General features: G+C 48.6%; 14 protein-coding genes. 4 read left to right on the forward strand and 10 right to left on the reverse strand.

The annotated features are described in order from the left end of the window. Positions 1-96: 96 nt before the first annotated feature. From rpoD to ybiB, 8 genes are all read right to left on the reverse strand, one after another. Complete coding sequence (gene rpoD / locus RGU75_RS11760) at positions 97-2,661, reverse strand: RNA polymerase sigma factor RpoD (protein WP_416186810.1); 2,565 nt, start codon at positions 2,659-2,661, stop codon at positions 97-99. Between the two features lie 373 nt (positions 2,662-3,034). Continuing rightward, on the reverse strand, positions 3,035-4,831 hold the full coding sequence (gene dnaG, locus RGU75_RS11765) for a DNA primase (protein ID WP_322236083.1): 1,797 nt from the start codon (positions 4,829-4,831) through the stop codon (positions 3,035-3,037). Between the two features lie 58 nt (positions 4,832-4,889). After that, the gene (locus RGU75_RS11770) at positions 4,890-5,342 is read right to left on the reverse strand and encodes a GatB/YqeY domain-containing protein (RefSeq protein ID WP_322236085.1); all 453 of its coding nucleotides are present in this window, start codon (positions 5,340-5,342) and stop codon (positions 4,890-4,892) included. A 290-nt stretch (positions 5,343-5,632) separates the two neighbouring features. Then, on the reverse strand, positions 5,633-5,845 hold the full coding sequence (rpsU, locus tag RGU75_RS11775) for a 30S ribosomal protein S21 (protein ID WP_005665410.1): 213 nt from the start codon (positions 5,843-5,845) through the stop codon (positions 5,633-5,635). A 192-nt stretch (positions 5,846-6,037) separates the two neighbouring features. Beyond that, complete coding sequence (locus RGU75_RS11780; RefSeq protein ID WP_322236126.1) at positions 6,038-7,234, reverse strand: NAD(P)/FAD-dependent oxidoreductase; 1,197 nt, start codon at positions 7,232-7,234, stop codon at positions 6,038-6,040. A 53-nt stretch (positions 7,235-7,287) separates the two neighbouring features. Continuing rightward, positions 7,288-8,475, reverse strand: a complete 1,188-nt coding sequence (locus RGU75_RS11785; protein WP_322236127.1) for a YbdK family carboxylate-amine ligase — start codon at positions 8,473-8,475, stop codon at positions 7,288-7,290. A gap of 117 nt (positions 8,476-8,592) precedes the next feature. Then, a complete protein-coding gene (locus tag RGU75_RS11790) occupies positions 8,593-9,801 on the reverse strand; it encodes a cation:proton antiporter (protein WP_322236128.1) in 1,209 nt (402 codons plus the stop codon). Positions 9,802-10,189: 388 nt separating this feature from the next. Continuing rightward, positions 10,190-11,206, reverse strand: coding sequence for a DNA-binding protein YbiB (ybiB, locus tag RGU75_RS11795; protein ID WP_322236129.1), 1,017 nt, complete (start codon positions 11,204-11,206; stop codon positions 10,190-10,192). Positions 11,207-11,541: 335 nt separating this feature from the next. On the opposite strand from ybiB, the gene RGU75_RS11800 reads away from it, so the two are divergent. The 4 genes from RGU75_RS11800 (at position 11,542) to RGU75_RS11815 (ending at position 15,486) form a co-directional block, all read left to right on the forward strand. After that, positions 11,542-12,111 (forward strand): sigma-70 family RNA polymerase sigma factor, encoded by a 570-nt coding sequence (locus RGU75_RS11800; protein WP_322236130.1) that lies wholly within the window; start codon positions 11,542-11,544, stop codon positions 12,109-12,111. Positions 12,112-12,313: 202 nt separating this feature from the next. Next, positions 12,314-12,505, forward strand: coding sequence for a zf-HC2 domain-containing protein (locus RGU75_RS11805; protein WP_322236131.1), 192 nt, complete (start codon positions 12,314-12,316; stop codon positions 12,503-12,505). Between the two features lie 138 nt (positions 12,506-12,643). Next, entirely contained in the window at positions 12,644-13,669 is a 1,026-nt protein-coding gene (gene tsaD, locus RGU75_RS11810; protein WP_322236132.1) for a tRNA (adenosine(37)-N6)-threonylcarbamoyltransferase complex transferase subunit TsaD, read from the forward strand. Positions 13,670-13,941: 272 nt separating this feature from the next. Further along, a complete protein-coding gene (locus tag RGU75_RS11815; RefSeq protein WP_322236133.1) occupies positions 13,942-15,486 on the forward strand; it encodes a DEAD/DEAH box helicase in 1,545 nt (514 codons plus the stop codon). Positions 15,487-15,624: 138 nt separating this feature from the next. On the opposite strand, the gene gluQRS is transcribed toward RGU75_RS11815, so the two are convergent. Then, positions 15,625-16,524, reverse strand: a complete 900-nt coding sequence (gluQRS, locus tag RGU75_RS11820) for a tRNA glutamyl-Q(34) synthetase GluQRS (protein WP_322236134.1) — start codon at positions 16,522-16,524, stop codon at positions 15,625-15,627. 44 nt (positions 16,525-16,568) lie between these two features. After that, positions 16,569-17,489, reverse strand: coding sequence for a LysR family transcriptional regulator (locus RGU75_RS11825; protein WP_322236135.1), 921 nt, complete (start codon positions 17,487-17,489; stop codon positions 16,569-16,571). Positions 17,490-17,693 lie beyond the last annotated feature (204 nt).

Genomic DNA, 17,693 nt, shown 5'->3' on the forward strand with positions numbered 1-17,693 from the left:
AAGCGGATCAGCATTGTAGAAGAATTTAGCTCTTGATAGCAACTATTGTTGAAGATTGCTACGCAAGAATATCAATGCAAGAACCGCTTAATGTTTTTAGTTGCCTTCGAGGAAGCTCTTCAGCTTGTCGGAACGCGAAGGATGACGCAGTTTGCGTAATGCCTTGGCTTCTATTTGACGGATACGCTCACGTGTAACGTCAAATTGTTTGCCGACTTCTTCTAGCGTGTGATCTGTCGACATTTCAATGCCGAAACGCATGCGCAGCACTTTGGCTTCGCGTGGTGTCAGTGAATCGAGAATGTCTTTGACCACGCCGCGCATTGATGCATGCAATGCAGCGTCGGCTGGTGCCAGCGTATTGTTATCTTCGATGAAATCGCCCAGATGTGAATCATCGTCATCGCCGATCGGTGTTTCCATCGAAATCGGCTCTTTGGCGATCTTCATGATCTTGCGGATCTTGTCCTCTGGCATTTCCATCTTGATCGCTAATGTTGCCGGATCTGGCTCAGCGCCGGTTTCCTGCAAAATTTGACGAGAAATACGGTTCATTTTGTTGATCGTTTCGATCATGTGAACCGGAATTCGGATGGTACGTGCCTGGTCGGCGATCGAGCGAGTGATCGCTTGACGGATCCACCAGGTTGCATATGTCGAGAATTTATAACCGCGACGGTATTCAAATTTGTCGACGGCCTTCATCAGTCCGATGTTGCCTTCCTGGATCAGATCCAGAAACTGTAAACCACGGTTGGTATATTTCTTTGCAATCGAAATCACGAGGCGCAAGTTAGCCTCAGTCATTTCGCGCTTAGCCATACGCGCTTTTTTCTCGCCAGCGCCCATCTTTTTGTTGATGCCGCGCAGATCCGGCAGTGGCAACACGACGCGCGCTTGCAGGTCTATCAGGCGTTGTTGTAATTCTTTGACTGCTGGGACGTTGCGGCTCAATACAACGCTGTATGGATGATTGCCGTTGACTTCACCATCAACCCAGTCCAGATTGGTTTCGTTGCCTGGAAATACTTTGATGAAGTGTAGGCGCGGCATGTCGCATTTGTTGACTGCGACGTCCAGAATTTGACGCTCAATCTTGCGAACTTCATCCACCTGACCACGCAACGTATCGCACAGTTTTTCTACAACTTTGGCCGTAAAACGAATCCCAAGAAGCTCGTGCGAGATGATCTCTTGCGCTTTGGTGTATGGTTTTGAGTTGTAGCCATCTTTTTCGAAGGCTTTACGCATTTTGTCGAATTGGGTCGAGATGGTTTCGAACTTGGCCAGCGCATCGCGCTTTAACTGCTCAAGTTGTTCTGCCGAGAATCCTGCAGCACCGGAGTTGCTGTTGGCTTCTTCCTCTTCCGCTTCTTCTTCGTCTTCTTCTTCGTCTTCTTCTTCGTTTTCGTCGTCAGCAGTTACGGCGGCGGCGGTAGTGACCGCTTCGTCTGTTGCGTTCAGGTCAACAAGTCCGTCAACGATTTCATCGATCTTTATTTCGTCTTTTGAAATTCTGTCAGCAGCAAGAATGATTTCCGCGATCGTGGTTGGGCACGCCGAAATTGCCTGAATCATATCTTTCAGGCCGTCTTCGATACGTTTGGCGATTTCGATTTCGCCTTCGCGCGTCAGCAATTCAACCGAACCCATTTCCCGCATGTACATGCGGACCGGGTCGGTAGTACGACCGAAGTCTGAGTCCACGGTTGAAAGTGCGGCTTCTGCTGCTGCTTCTGCTTCATCATCGCTGGTAACGGTTGCGACGTTATCGGACAAAAGCAGGGTTTCGGCGTCTGGAGCGTGCTCCGAAACCGCAATACCCATGTCGCTGAACGTGCCAATGATGCCTTCAATCGCTTCCGGGTCAATGATGTTTTCAGGCAAATGATCGTTGATTTCTGAATAAGTCAGGAAGCCACGTTCCTTACCCATTTTAATCAGCGTCTTGAGCTTTTGACGACGTGCTTCGAGTTCTTCTTCAGAGGCTTCAGTGTCTGAGGAGAAAGCGTCTTTCAGGAGCGCTTTTTCTTTGGCTTTCCGATCCTTCGCTTTGGCCTTGTCGACAGCTTTAAGTTCGGCGCGCTCGACCGCATTCAGCGCGGCGATTTCGTCGTTCTCTGGCTGAAATTCTTTCGGCTTGCGACCACGACGACCCGGCACTTTAACCGAAGGTAAAATGTAGCTGGACGTGTCAATCGCGGCAAGAGTCGCGGCATCGGTAGTCTGACTGACGCCCGATCCGATCATTACGCTCATGTCCTTCGGGACAACTACTACGACTACTTCAGCGGCAGCAATGTTTTTAGGCGACTTGACGACTTTGAGTAAGGGTTTCTTGTTTGGCACAGGGGCTTTCGATTTCACAGATACTGGCTTCGCAACAGTACTTGATGCACTTTTTTTCGTGGGCGTTGCAGCCGCCTTGGAAACTGCCTTTGGAGCAGCTTTGACGGCTACTTTAGGCGCTAGTTTTTTGGTATCAGGGCCAGCAACTTTCTGACCCGGCGATTTTCCTGCCGTTTTACTAAGCGACTTGATAGCGGTCGTTTCGGTGGGTTTTACAATTGAAGAATGCGCGGCTGATTTTTTTGCCGTCGGCTTCACTATCTTGGTTGAAATTGTCTGGGTTTTCGCGGGTTTCTTCATTGCGTTCGCCATGGAATCATTTACCAAACTGGTTACACTAATTTGCGCGATGCTTTGTGATACTTTGCTTAGGCCTAGTCAATCTTTTAACTTACACGCATTATTGACTTTACATAAATCGCCAATTATTAACTATTGCGTATTTGCGCACCAATCTTCAACTTTATTATTAACACTTCAAAACATTCCATCTCTATAATTCTTTGTCTGCGCTTATTGCATGATGTATTGCACGTTAAGACAGTGAATCCAAAGCCTTCTATTATAACATATGGAGGGACACTTCTCCAATTCAAGAGCATCGCTATATGATCTATAATTTGATGACTTATCGCGGTTAACGTTCCATTCGCCTGTTTGCGGATGTTGTTTTTAAAGCTGCATGTTAACGCTGTGCCAGTTCGGCTTCGGCTTTGCGACGCAAATGCTCTTTCTTTAAAGTTAACTCTTGATAACGTTTCCGCTCGTCATCTGTTCCTTGCCACGTTGCTGCTAATTGATTAAGTTCTTCTGTAATAGTCTTCATTTTGGTCTGATGAATGGCGTCGGTTAATTCCATCCGGGCTGTTTCAATTTCAGATTCCGCTTGAGCTGCTATTTCGGCAATCAGGGATTCGAATTCCGCACCGCCTTCACGTAAATGTTCGGCAAGCGAGGCAAAATTTGCTTGTGCGCCCATTGTGCGGCTGGCTTCAATCAGTTGCGCTAACATTTCTGCACGGTCTGGCGCAAAGTTTGCCACTGCTTCCAATGCCGATTCGTCTAACTCAGATGTCAATGACGGATGCGCCACCATCAATCGAATTATCTGTCTTTCAATTCCTACCGGTGCAGGGCGATTGCCGCGCGGTGGTGCCTGGCGCGCACGGGCAATCGGTTTTACCAATTCGAATAACGATTCGATTTCGGCTGCGGTTGACTGCGTTAACTGTGCTAACCCACGAACAATCTGCAATCTGAGGGAAGAGGGCGGCATAATTTGCAGCAGCGGCTTGGCATCAAACTGCGCACGCGCACGCCCCTCAGAAGTAGTCAAGTCCGCTTCAGCGGTGACTTCATTGAGTAAGAATTGCGACAAAGGCATGGCGTCATGGATTTGTCGCTCAAACGCTTCAGCACCTAATTCACGTACGTAGCTGTCTGGATCATGTTCTTTTGGTAAAAATAAGAACTTAATAATCTTGTTGTCGCTGGCGTGCGGCAAGCAGGCGTCGAGCGCCCGCCGTGCGGCACGGCGTCCGGCACCATCTCCATCAAAACTGAAAATAACCTGATCGGTCTGCCTTAATAGCTTGTGGACATGTGTAGGCGTGCAAGCAGTTCCTAGGGTGGCCACTGCTTGCGGAAAACCTAATTGCGCCAACGCAACTACGTCCATATAACCTTCCGTCACTAATACATAACCAGCATCGCGAATGGCTTGTCGTGCCTCAAATAAGCCGTATAACTCATTACCCTTCTGAAATAGGGGTGTTTCCGGCGAATTCAAGTATTTCGGCTCTCCGTTACCCATGACGCGACCACCAAAGCCGATGACCTGACCTTTGGTGTTGCGAATTGGAAACATGATGCGATCACGAAAGCGATCATAACGTTTGCGGTTATTGCCTTCTTCGTCGGTTCGGTCGATAACCAATCCGGATTCGACGAGGGCGGTGACTTCGTAATCAGGGAAAACGGTGCGCAGGCTATCCCAGTTGTCTATTGAGTAACCCAATCCAAACTTGGCAGCAATTTCGCCGGTTAATCCACGGCCTTTTAAATAGGCAACGGCGTTTGGAGCCGTGCGCAAATTTTGTCGATAGAAGTCGCAGGCAATCGTCATGGCTTCAGATAAGGCCAGACTTTGGGCCTGATAAGCCGCACGTTGCGCCGGTGGAATCTTGTCGTCGCTTTCTGGCACGACCATGCCGACATTTTGGGCTAAATCCTTTACTGCTTCGACAAATCCAAGGCCGGAATACTCGATCAGAAACCCAATCGCCGTGCCATGTGCGCCACAGCCAAAGCAGTGATAAAACTGTTTGGTAGGGCTAACAGTAAAGCTCGGGGATTTTTCGTTGTGAAAAGGACACAAACCCATGAAGTTTGCGCCACCTTTCTTGAGCTGCACATAGCGACCCACCACGTCGACAATATCAACGCGGGTAAGTAGATCCTGAATAAAGGATTGTGGAATCACTGCGGCTAATCTTTTCCGAGTTGGTCGAGTTTTGGTCGAGTGCTAGTGTGGATCAAAATTAAGCTTTGGGAGATAACGCGACCTTCACGAGCGCGGACACCGCGGTAAGGTCAGCGCGACCGGCTAATTTTGGCTTTAAGATGGCCATCACTTTACCCATGTCTTGCGGTCCGGCAGCACCGCTGGCGCTAACGGCTGAGGCAACTTCGGCGTGAATTTCTGCGTCGGATAATCCTGCTGGCATATAGGCGACAAGGATAATGAGCTCCGCTTTTTCTATATCAGCTAAATCCTGACGATTTCCTGCTTCAAACTGGGTTATCGAGTCCTTGCGCTGCTTGATCATTTTTTCAATGATGGCGAGAACTTGTGTGTCGGTAACGGTAATCCGTTCATCGACTTCTTTTTGCTTTATGGCGGCAGTGATCAGGCGAATAGTGTTAAGTTTCGCTGCTTCTTTGGCGCGCATTGCGCCCTTCATGTCTTCGGTAATTTGTTCTTTAAGACCCATGTGATTCTCCAAGGTGAAATCAATAGACTTTTTCTGAACCTGCTGCGCTTGGCAGTGGTGACAATCCTCATGTACCCAGGCAACTAAACTATCGTTAGGCAGGATTCCGTGCGCATCGTTTTCACGAGGCTTTCTACGGTCCGGCAAGAAGTCTAATTAACAAGTCTAAAACAAGCCTAGTTAAATTAGGCTAAATAAGTAAGTCTGATAAATGGGAAAACCCGCTGCGGAACAACACCGGAGCGGGTTTGTAATTCTTGTCTTGCCACCGCAATAAACGCGGTGAAGAATCAGTACAGCTTTTTCGGCAATTGCTGGCTGCGGATGCGTTTGTAATGACGCTTCACTGCAGCTGCTAGCTTACGCTTACGTTCAGCTGTCGGCTTCTCGTAAAACTCGCGCGCGCGCAACTCGGTCAATAGACCTGTTTTTTCGATGGTGCGCTTGAAGCGACGCATTGCGACTTCGAACGGCTCGTTTTCTTTAAGACGAATTGTGGTCATGTAAATTCAAACCATGGTTAAATTGGGAAGAGGGCGATTATAGCAGGGGAAATCAATAAAGGGAAGCGCTCTGATATTCCCTAATCGAAGGTAAGTGCAAATGCGCCACAATTAGTGGCAATTCAGAACTAACTTTCGCTATTCTATATTTTTTTCGCCATATAGACATTGAAATTGGAGGGCAGTCCGAAATTAAAAAGACATTCCTGCCGCCGTTGCCGAAGCCCATGCCCATTGAAAGTTATAACCACCGAGCCAGCCCGTGACGTCTACCGCCTCGCCAATAAAGTGGAGTCCGGGTACTTTATTGACCATCATGCTTTGTTGCGACAATTCGCGCGTGTCTACGCCGCCAAGCGTGACTTCAGCTTTACGGTAGCCCTCCGAGCCGTTGGGAGTGATCTCCCAGCGATTGATGGCGTCGCTCAGTGTGCGCAGCATACGGTCTGGAGTGTCGGCAATCCGCGCTGTCGGATCAATACCATTGGCCTCTAAAAGCCCTACGGCCAGACGATTCGGTAGCCATTGGGAAAATAAATTACTAAAATTCTTCTTGATAGACGTTTTGCCAGCGATCAAGGTCTCGGCAATATCAATTTCAGGTAACAAATTCAGGTTGAGTGGTTGCCCCGGTTGCCAAAAACTTGAAATTTGTAAAATGGCAGGCCCGGATAAGCCGCGATGCGTGAAAAGCAGGTCTTCTTTAAAGAAACCACGGGATTTTTTGTCGCCGGCTTCGACTTCAACTGGCAACGCTATTCCTGCGAGTGGCAAAAACGGTTGCCAACCAGCAGCATCAAATGTCAGTGGAACAAGGCCGGGACGCGGCGGAATCATTTTTAGGCCGAACTGTTGCGCGATACGATATGCAAAATCAGTCGCGCCAATCTTGGGAATTGATAACCCTCCAGTGGCGATGACGACATTCGCTGCGAGTATTTCTCCGATACCGGTATCGAGCCGAAATAAATCACCTTCTTTACCAATACTGGCAACACTGCAAGGCATGCGCCAACTAACGTTGCCGAGTTCACATTCGGCTTTCAGCATGGCAATAATTTGCTCTGCCGAGTCGTCGCAAAATAGTTGTCCCTTATGCTTTTCGTGATAGCCAATACGATAGCGTTTTACCAGGTTAATGAAATCCTGCGGGCTATATCGGGATAATGCACTTTTGCAAAAGTGTGGATTTTGTGAAAGGTAATGCTGTGGTGCGGCAGCGGCGTTGGTGAAGTTGCAGCGACCACCACCAGAAATGCGGATTTTTTCCGCCAACTTTGGAGCGTGGTCAATCAGGACTACTTTTTTCCCTCGCTGACCTGCTACAGCGGCACACATCATGCCTGCAGCACCGGCGCCAATTACGGCGACATCGAATTGTTTTGCCATTACTTTTTGGTATTTTTGTTGTGTGTATGTTGCGTATTTTCAATATTTTTTGATTATTGAAAGTACGGTGGAGGCGTTAGACCCATCCATAATTCTGAGGACAGTCGCATCATGTCATTTAATGAGCCGCGTTGGGCAAACGTTTTGCGCAACCAGCCAGCATCGCTAAGGCGCTCATTGGCCATATTGGCTAAACGTTTGAGTGATGATCGCTCGGCTTCGTTTTGAGTGTAACGGTCAAGATCTTTTAAATGTGTCAGCAAATGGGCGTGAATAGATTGTTTGGTAGATGTGGCTAATGTCTCTCCATGGATCGCGTAGGAACCATTTAGCCCGTAGCGACTGGCTTCAAAGCGGTTGAATTCATAGAGAAGATAAAAGTCGTTACGTATCACAAAAGGTCGCTCGGTCAATATCCAGCGCGCTAGTAGTTGTGCATAGCAACCCAGATGGGCGGCATGTTCGATGGTGAGTGGCGTGTCGCAAACGCGAATTTCAACCGTGCCGTATTCTGGTTTTGGTCGGATATCCCAGTAAAAATCTTTCATACTGCCGATGATGCCCATTTGGAGCAACTCGTTGTAATACCGTTCAAATTCTGTCCACCGATGCATGACTGGCGCGGTACCCGATAGTGGAAACGCACGGACTACATTGCTACGCGACGATTCGAATTGCGTGTCTGCGCCTTGATAGTATGGGGAGGCGGCAGAGAGGGCAATAAAATGGGGGACAAATCGCGAGAAGGCATGGGTTAAATAGAGGGCATCGTCGCCATTCGGTACACCGATGTGAATATGTTGACCGAATACAGTGAAAGATTTGGCGAGATAACCATATTTTTCATACAAGTGATTAAATCGTTCACTTGGCGTAATACGTTGTTCGTTCCAGTGTTGAAATGGATGAGCGCCACCGCCGGAGACATCGATATTGAGGTACTGTGCGCCTTTGTTGAGGGCCGCGCGCAGTACTTTTAGTTCTTCTATCAAAGAGTCTACGCTGGTGTGGATGTCGGAATTGAGCTCGATCATGCCCTGGGTTACTTCCAGTTTGATTTGCTTTTGCAAATCGCGTGGCTCAATCCAGGTCAGCAAATCTACCGCGTCGCTAGCGAGATTGTAATTACGTCGATTGACAAGTTGCAACTCCAGCTCGATTCCCATCGTATATGGGGTCGAGGAGGTAAATGGTAATATTTCCGGGTTTGCCGGAGCGTTTAGATCGTCGGATTCAACCATGTTTTTTCTCCGTTGGCCTTATACCGGCCAACAATTGTGTAACCTGAATTGGGTAGTTGGATAGGTCTGAGTGTGCATTTTTTAGATAAAACGCAGGGTCAATTGCCGAATTCAGGTTTAACCTTCGCGTCCACTTTCGCCAGATTTGATCAGGGCAAATTGTGTCGCTATGGGACCAAATAGTTCCAGCACGATCAGGCAACCTGCTAGCAGCGGAAGGACGTCCGCAGTCGTATGCGGATAAAGATAAGAAATAGTTTGCATCAAGCCAAGGCCCGCCTCTGTCATTGGTAACGTTGCGAGTGTTATCAATCCTGCTTGTTTCCATTTCATTCTGGCGAAATGCGCAAAAGTGAATACGCCGCAAGCCATTGCGAGGAAGCGGGCGCCAATTAATACCATCACCGATGTGCCGACCATCGATAGATCGGTCAGGCGAATCGATGCGCCGATAGAGACAAATAACATGACGATAAATAACTCGTTGGCGATGCCAAATTCCAACTCCATCAAATCGTATTGATGATCGAGGTTTTTTGACATAATCGCGAAGACGAGCATCGTCAGCAATACAGGTAGTTGTAAGGCATGTGCGGCACCGATCGCCAGCGAGATAACGGCAATGACGAGTACGAACTGACGACTTGGTTGGCGACCTAGTAAGCGTGCCAGCGGAATCATCAGCCGGTAGGTGGCATACGCCAGCAGCAACGATCCAACGAGTGAATAAGCGGTGTGCGCTGCTAAGGTTAAGAAGGGCGTGCCTTCATGCGCGATGATTGGCAGTAGGGCGTAGGCAACGAGAATGGCGACAAAATTATTCAGTGCGGTCATTGCTGCCAGGCGCCGTGTCACCTGACCTTCTGCTTTAAGGTCTCTTAAGACGACGATAATAACGGCCGGTGCGGTGGCGATGGCGAGGACGCCACCCAGCATTGCGACGACTTTTGACGTGCCGACCCAGATTAGCGCGCTGCTGACGAAGCCAAAGCAGAGTGCTGAACTTAATAAGACTGTGGCAGTTAGCCATTTTTCGCGCCGCAGCCAGCCAATGTCTACGTAACGGCCAAGTTGATAGACGACCAGTGCAACTGCAATATCGGCAAAAATATTTGCTAATTTTAGTACATCGCCAGAAAGCAGATTAAGACCACCAACGCCAAGAATAAATCCGACGACCAGATAGCCCGTAATTCGTGGAACCCAAGGGGTTTTTGTTGCTATATAGCCGCCCAGCAATCCGAATAACAGCAAGCTGCCAAATAGCAGTAGTGCATTCCACTGTATCGGGTCTGCTAAGGCAAGGGACGGAAGAGCCCAATCCATAGATACTCCCGGAGGTTAGTTTTGCTGATCTTATGCCAATCGCAATCTTTAAAGTTAGCGATAAAGTGTGGCGCAAGAAGCTGATTATGGAGAACAAACGATTAACTGCATTGCTGCAGAATTAACGCAGAATTTAATCTAGATTGAAAGAATCTGAACTATGCGAAATACCTGAGGAAAACCAAGTCTTAGCAGCGGGGTGATGGTTTTTTGATTACATCTATTATAATAAGTACGTCGCATTGGCTTGCTCCTGAAATCATGGAAGGACATTTCTGGACTTTACCCTCGTGAATAAGATATTCGTGCGTTAAATCATTAACGATTTGTCAGTTTTTATCTGAGTTGGTTCCATATTTGCACTATTTTGGTACGCTTGTAGTGCGACTTAAGGCAAAAATGGTAGTGAAGTTTGCCTGAGTTTAAGTATTTTGCAAACCTCTTTGCAATGCGAGACCTGTTCCAGGATCGGTTTTGGTATTGCAATTCGACCATCTAACGCGTCGTTTATCCAGAGCGCTGTCACACTTGCATCGCGTTCTACGGGTAGGGCAGGGATTTCTTCAGCAACGTTTTGTTTTTCTACCAACGTGCTTTGTGTGCCAAGGTGAAACCATTCTATTTGCTGTGCCCTTTTTGCATTGGCGACCGTTTCGCCCTCGGTACCACGCATGAGAAAAACATCGCCTCGTTCTGCTGCTGCGGTAGTTTTAAAATAGGTACTCAGCATGGCCAGATATTCTGGGTGCGTGTAAGAAGTCAGGCGCAAGGCCGGCGCGCTGAATGGTTGCATAATTTTTACTAACGTGTGTGTCGAGTTGCGTACACCCAAAACACGGCGCATTTCTAGCAAACGCGACATTTTTGGTGCTAGGGCGGCGATTGGCATAAAAGCGGGTTGAAGCCGTGCAAAACGTTGCGTTGCTTCATCGATGCTGGTGGCGTGCGTTTGTCCAAGTGCGGTAAAAATTTCTGCTGTGGTGATTCTTCCCGGGTCGGTGAGTACGCCATGCACCAGGACGGGAATACCTTCGCGGGCTAGCAATAACGCCAGTAAGGGCGTGAGATTGGCCATATGACGGGCGCCGTTGTAACTGGGAATGACCACCGGCGCGTAAATTGATGATCCGGTTACACCTTCAGTTTCGGGAGCGGTCGGTAACGTCGGAAAGGAAGCTTCAGCGGCGTCGAGAAAACCGGCAATTTCATCTACTGATTCGCCCTTGATGCGCATTGCCAGCAAAATACCGCCCATTTCCAGATCAGAGACACGACCATCCAACATGGCAGTATAGAGATCGTAGGCATCCGAGCGAGAAAGGCTGCGCGCACCGTCTTTTCCACGTCCGATTTCCTTGATGAAGCGGGCTGCTTTGAATGGCTCTTGTAATGTTGTGTTTTGCATATGGCAATGTGACAATGTCAGTAAAGAAGGGTTGAATAATGCCCAAATAATGTGTAAGGCGACTGACGGTATTGCAAAGTAATTAACTATTAAAACGAATGAATTTGTCGACTAATTTTGATGACAAGGCGCTATCGGTTGCATCACAGTCAGGTAAAATCAGGCTTCTAATTGATCAATCTCGTCGATGTTGTCGATCAAGCGTTTGAATACGTTGTGTGTACAAATGCTTATTTGTAGACATCATAGCGTCATTCGTGAGGTCGTTTATATGTCTTCGCATGGTCTTTGTGCCATGACTGTGTGCTATCAGTCACTCTTTTTTTGGATCAAACATGGCAATTGACCCCCGCGATCTAGAGGCTCTGCGCTCACCGTTGTTAAGATTTGCGCAACTTCAGTTACGCAACACCAGTTTGGCAGAAGACGCTGTCTCGGAAACCATCGTCGCGGTGATGGAACATCCTGATCGATTTCAGCAGCAATCTTCCCTCAAAACCTATGTTATCGGTATTCTGAAACACAAATTGATTGATCAGTTGCGACGTGGCAAGCGCGAGATCCAACTTACTGATGATCCTTATGATGATCGCAGTGATGCAGATATGGTGGATGCATTGTTCAACAGCCGAGATCACGCAACTGAAGCAATGCCCGATTGGGGAAATCCAGATCAGACACTGGAGCGCAAGGAATTTTTTGATATTTTGCAGTTGTGTATAGACAAGTTGCCAGCCAAAACAGGGCGTATTTTTATGATGCGCGAATGGTTGGAGTTGGACACCGACGCGATCTGCAAGGAACTGGATATTACTACTGCCAACGCGTGGGTGCTGTTGTACCGGGCACGTACGCGCTTGCGCGAATGTCTGCAAATTAATTGGTTTGGTATTCATCCCGCGTAGCGATCGGATAATAGTGTAGTGCCATAAAGTATGGTGTTGTAGTGTGACGTGTTATTTGTTGTTATTAGTACATGTATTTAATCGACAGATATTGCAATTAGATGTAATTTTCGCGGCGTTTCCACGACTACAATTTATGCGTTCTTGTCTTCATGTGTACTTGATGCGTTTTTTTACTGACCTTTATTCCAATAAATAAAATATGCCCCGTCAACGTCTATTTCCTACTTGCCGTGAAACGCAAAGCCTTTTGTCAGAAGCGCAGGATCGAACGCTTTCACCCATCCATCGCGTTCGCGTCAGGGTGCATTTGTGGACTTGTACTGCGTGTACCCGTTTCTCCCGCCATATTCATTTCTTGCGTGATGCAATGCAACGCTTGGGGAAAGATTAAGGACGCACAGCGTTTAAAAAGGTGTTTTGATGCTGCTGCAACACAAAATTTCTCCATAGTTAAGCCCATATGCAGAGAGTTATCTAGCCAGCGTGCGCATTCCATTACAATGCGAGATTGTAAAAATTACCTATTACCATGATTGTTCTCGGCGTTGAATCATCCTGTGATGAAACCGGTATTGCGTTATACGACACACAGCGCGGTTTGCTTTCTCACGCACTTTATTCACAAGTGGCGATGCACGAACAATACGGTGGCGTTGTACCAGAATTGGCGTCCCGGGATCATATCCGCCGCGCAATCCCGTTATTACAACAAGTATTGACTGAGGGAAACACGCATCTTGACGATATAGATGCCATCGCTTATACACAAGGGCCCGGATTAGCTGGTGCTTTGTTGGTCGGTGCGTCAGTTGCCTGCGGTCTCGGTCTGGCTTTAGATAAGCCAATGCTGGGCGTGCATCATCTGGAAGGGCATCTTTTGTCCCCGTTGCTGGCGAGTAATCCACCGAAATTTCCGTTTGTGGCGTTATTGGTGTCGGGTGGACATACGCAATTGATGCGTGTGGATGGCGTAGGGCAATACACTTTGCTTGGTGAAACGTTAGATGACGCTGCGGGCGAAGCTTTTGATAAATCGGCCAAATTGCTGGGTCTTGGTTATCCCGGTGGACCAGCAATATCGCGTCTGGCAGAGTTTGGAGACCCAACAGCGTATCAATTGCCGAGACCAATGTTGCATTCAAAAAATCTGAATTTCAGTTTTTCTGGCTTGAAAACAGCGGTACTGACCTTGGTGAAGAAGCAAACGATCAATATTTGCGAGCAGGATAAAGCTAACATCGCGCGCGCTTTTGTGGATGCTTTGGTGGAAGTTCTGGTGGTCAAATGCATTGCTGCCTTAAAACAGACAGGGCTTAACCGCTTGGTAATCGCCGGGGGCGTCGGCGCTAACCTGCAATTGCGCGACGCGTTAAATGCGGCTGCGGTGAAGCGGCGTTTCAAGGTGTTTTATCCTGAACTTGAGTTCTGTACCGATAATGGCGCAATGATTGCTTTTGCCGGTGCAATGCGTTTGCAAATCAGTCCGGATGCTGCGCAGCGCGATTATGCATTTAATGTGCGACCGCGCTGGCCGTTAGATCAGATAGGGATATGAACAGAAATGAAGAAAATTGGCGGCTAGGCGTATAATGCTGGACTAAATGCTGGACTGTAATGCAAAAGTGTGCTGATCGTACGACAGTTACACACCCCTATCGATTCAACTTGAAACTAGTCGGACGTTGCTGTTAGCGCCTTTGACATGATGTAAAAGTTGACACGAAATCACGAATTCTTTGAAAGCAATAGTGCCTTTAGGCGAATGAAAATTCGTTAATGCCACGTCTATATACATGAATGATATAGCGTGAAAGGCCGCCAATTACTATGCCTGACACTCAGTCTGAAAAGCAACAAGAAATTATCATAGCGTCCGATGCGGAAGCATTAGAGGCATCCATTAAATTTACAGATTTTGGGTTGTCTCCAGACATCTTGCGGGCGCTGAGCGATCAAGGATATGTCAACCCGACGCCTATTCAGGCCCAAGCCATTCCGATCGTTTTACAAGGTCGGGATGTGATGGGCGCGGCCCAAACCGGCACCGGTAAAACGGCAGGATTTGCGCTCCCGATTATTCAGTTGTTGCTGGCGCACGCCAACACCAGCGCCTCACCAGCACGGCATCCGGTCCGCGCCTTGATTTTGACGCCAACCCGTGAACTGGCGGATCAGGTTGCCGAAAATGTTAAAGCCTATTGCCGTCATACGGCATTGCGTGCAACGGTGGTGTTTGGTGGTATTGATATGGCCCCACAAACTGCGGCACTGCGTTCAGGTATCGAAATTGTGATTGCAACGCCGGGTCGTTTGCTGGATCACGTTCAACAAAAAACCATCAGCTTGTCGCAAACGCAAATTTTGGTGATGGACGAGGCTGACCGCATGCTTGATATGGGCTTTCTGCCCGACTTGCAACGGATTATTAATCTGCTCCCGAAAGAGCGTCAGAGTCTGATGTTCTCAGCTACGTTTTCTGCTGAAATCAAAAAACTCGCAGGTAGCTTCCTCAAAAATCCGGTCACCATTGAAGTCGCACGCAGTAATGCGACGGCTGACAATGTCACACAAACGATGTATCGGATTGATGATCAGGCAAAGCTGGACGCGGTGTCTTTTATTATCCGCGAACGCAATCTTAAGCAGGTCATCGTGTTTTCGAATACGAAAATCGGCGCATCACGTCTGGCCAAGCATCTGGAAAGCGAAGGCGTTAATGCTTCTGCGATCCATGGTGATAAAAGCCAGAACGAGCGGATGGCAGCGCTGGAAGCTTTCAAGCAAGGTGCGATTGAAGTGTTGGTCGCGACCGATGTTGCCGCTCGCGGTCTCGACATCGCTGAGCTACCATGCGTGATTAACTTCGATTTGCCTTATAACGCGGAAGATTACGTCCATCGTATCGGCCGTACCGGTCGTGCTGGCGCGTCGGGCGATGCCATTTCGCTGTGTACTGATAAAGATGAGCGGTTGTTGGTAGATATTGAAAAAATGATCAAGCACAAGTTTGTTCGTGCTGAGTTGGTGGGCTTTGTGGCGAAGGCACGCGTGGTTGAGCGTGAGCGCTCGCCGCGTCGTGATGACGGTGATTCGCGTGGCAATGCTCGCTCAGATTCACGTTCAGATTCACGTTCGGACGCTCGCTCGGACAGCAGAACCGACTCACGTTCAGGATCCTCGGATCGTAGCAGCCAGCATACGCGTAGCGCCTATACATCGTTGCCGCGCAAAGAGAAAATTGATCCGTGGTTCTTGAAACCGTACGAACCTACGCTTTCGTCAGTTGAGAGCGCGCAAAATAGTCAGTCAGGTCTTCCGGTCAAGCCTAAAGGAAAGCTTGCTGCGCTATTAGGCGGAATGCCTAAGCGCTAAGCCAGGTTATCCACAAGGTGAAATAAGTGTGCCAGTAAAATGCCCAGGCAAATTACTGGCTTTTATGTGCCACCGCCTAAAAAAATGCCATCGCAGTATGAGAGACATAGAACGTTTTGCTTCGAATCTGCTACCGTTTTAGTTGATGTTACGGCGCTCTACGCGCTGACTAGCCCAGGCTGCAATGGCAACGGCCCAGAATGTTTCAACTGAGGCAACGTGGCCAATTTCCAATCCTAGAAACCATGCGGCCTTGACCAGCGTTTGAAGTGGTTGGCTCAAATCCAGCGGTTGTGCGTCGTATTGTTTGGATAATTTTTCACCGTTGGCGTTGGTGATAACCGGCACATGCAAATAGCTTGGTGTTGTCAATCCCAGTTGCCGTTGCAAATAAATTTGTCGGGCGGTGGAATCAAGAAGATCCGCACCACGCACAACATGTGTCACACCCTGATCTGCATCGTCGACGACCACGGCAAGTTGGTAGGTCCAAAATCCATCTGCACGTTTCAGCACAAAATCGCCGACCTCTATTGCAAGATGCTGTTGCATTAACCCTTGCCATCTGTCCTCAAACCTGATCAGTTCAGCCGGGTGACCGGCATCGGGTACCAGCAATCGATAGGATCGGGTCGGCTTGCCAACTGGCAGTCCTTCCCTGCAAGTGCCAGGATAAACTGCGGCACCATCGGACGCGACACCAATTTGTGAGTCGACGATTTCACGGCGCGTACAGCCGCATGGATAGGCTAGTCGTCCTAGTTTGTCAAATGCCGCCTGGTACAAATTTGTGCGACAGCTTTGAAATACTACCGGCCCATCCCAAGCCATCTGTAGTGTCGATAACGCTTTTAAAATCGCATCGGCTGCGCCGGACGCAGTGCGTGCTTCATCAACGTTTTCCATCCGCACCAGCCATTGACCCTGATGCGCTTTGGCATCGAGATAACTCGCCATAGCGGCAACCAGCGAACCATCATGCAATAGCCCGGTCGGGGAGGGAGCGAAACGTCCAATGTATGGGCTTGCGTTGAGCATTGTTAAGTAATTAGAAAAAAATAAGGATCTGTATTTGGCATTGACTAAGGCCACTCAATAAAATTCTGCACGGTTCCAGGATCGCTCAATTGATTAATAAACCATTTAAGAGATTTTCCTAAGACCGGCGTTCGCCATGCGATTTGCGATTTGACGCCCGGTTTTGCCTCCAGTGTTTCTTTTTCAATCAAAGCGCCCGATAAAAAATAAGGAGCAGCCAGACGACGCGGCAAATGGCCGCATCCCAATCCGTTCAGTTGTGCTTGCAATTTTGTCGACATCGTCGGTACGGTTAAGATATCTTGGCCGATTAACAGTCCGGAGGTAATGCTGGGTAAAACGCGTCCCGTGTCGCCGACTGCAACCGCCCTGTACTGTTGGATCGTATTAGCGGTCAAGGGTTCCGGTGCACACGCCAAAGGATGGTGCGGCGCAACCGCGAAGGCCCAGTCGGTGAGGCCTAATTGGCGTGTCTGGAAATCTCCGCTCATACGCACGTAGTCGGGTCCGTCATGTGGCGCGGCAATGGCCAGATCGGCGCGATCATTGATCAGGGCTTCCCACACACCGGAAAGGGCCTCATGAAAAATGCGCAAGCGCGTTCCTGCATTTTCACGATCAAAAGCGGCGATCATTGGCATGAGTGTCTCGAACGGCACAATACTATCCAATACGATCCGCAGTTCAACCTCCCAGCCAGTCGCGGTACGTTTTACGCGCCGCTCCAGTTCTTGCGCTGCCTGGAGTAAGTGACGTCCTTCGGTCAATAGTTCGAGACCGGCAACTGTGAGTTTGGCGCGATGACCGGTTCGGTCAAACAATAAAACATCCAGATCTTCTTCTAACTTGCGGATACTATAAGTGAGCGCTGACGGCACCCGATTGAGTGCTATGGCGGCGGCGCCAAAGCTTCCTTTGCGGTCAATGGTATCGATGATCTGCAATGCTTCGAGCGTCAAATTCATGGTTCGCTTAGCGCCGTGATAGTAAAGTTTATCGATTTACCGCATTATGGAATAAATGAATGATATAGCTAAAATTTGAGGTGCCCATCAAAGGATGGTTAAATTAACTCTTATTTATTGCTGCCGTCGATCTCCACCCCGTTCTGCGTGATGTGTGATCTGTATACAGATTAGAAAAAAGCCCATCCGAATCAATGATGAGCT

Origin of the sequence: Glaciimonas sp. CA11.2 (assembly GCF_034314045.1) — a bacterium.
GTDB lineage: Bacteria > Pseudomonadota > Gammaproteobacteria > Burkholderiales > Burkholderiaceae_D > Glaciimonas.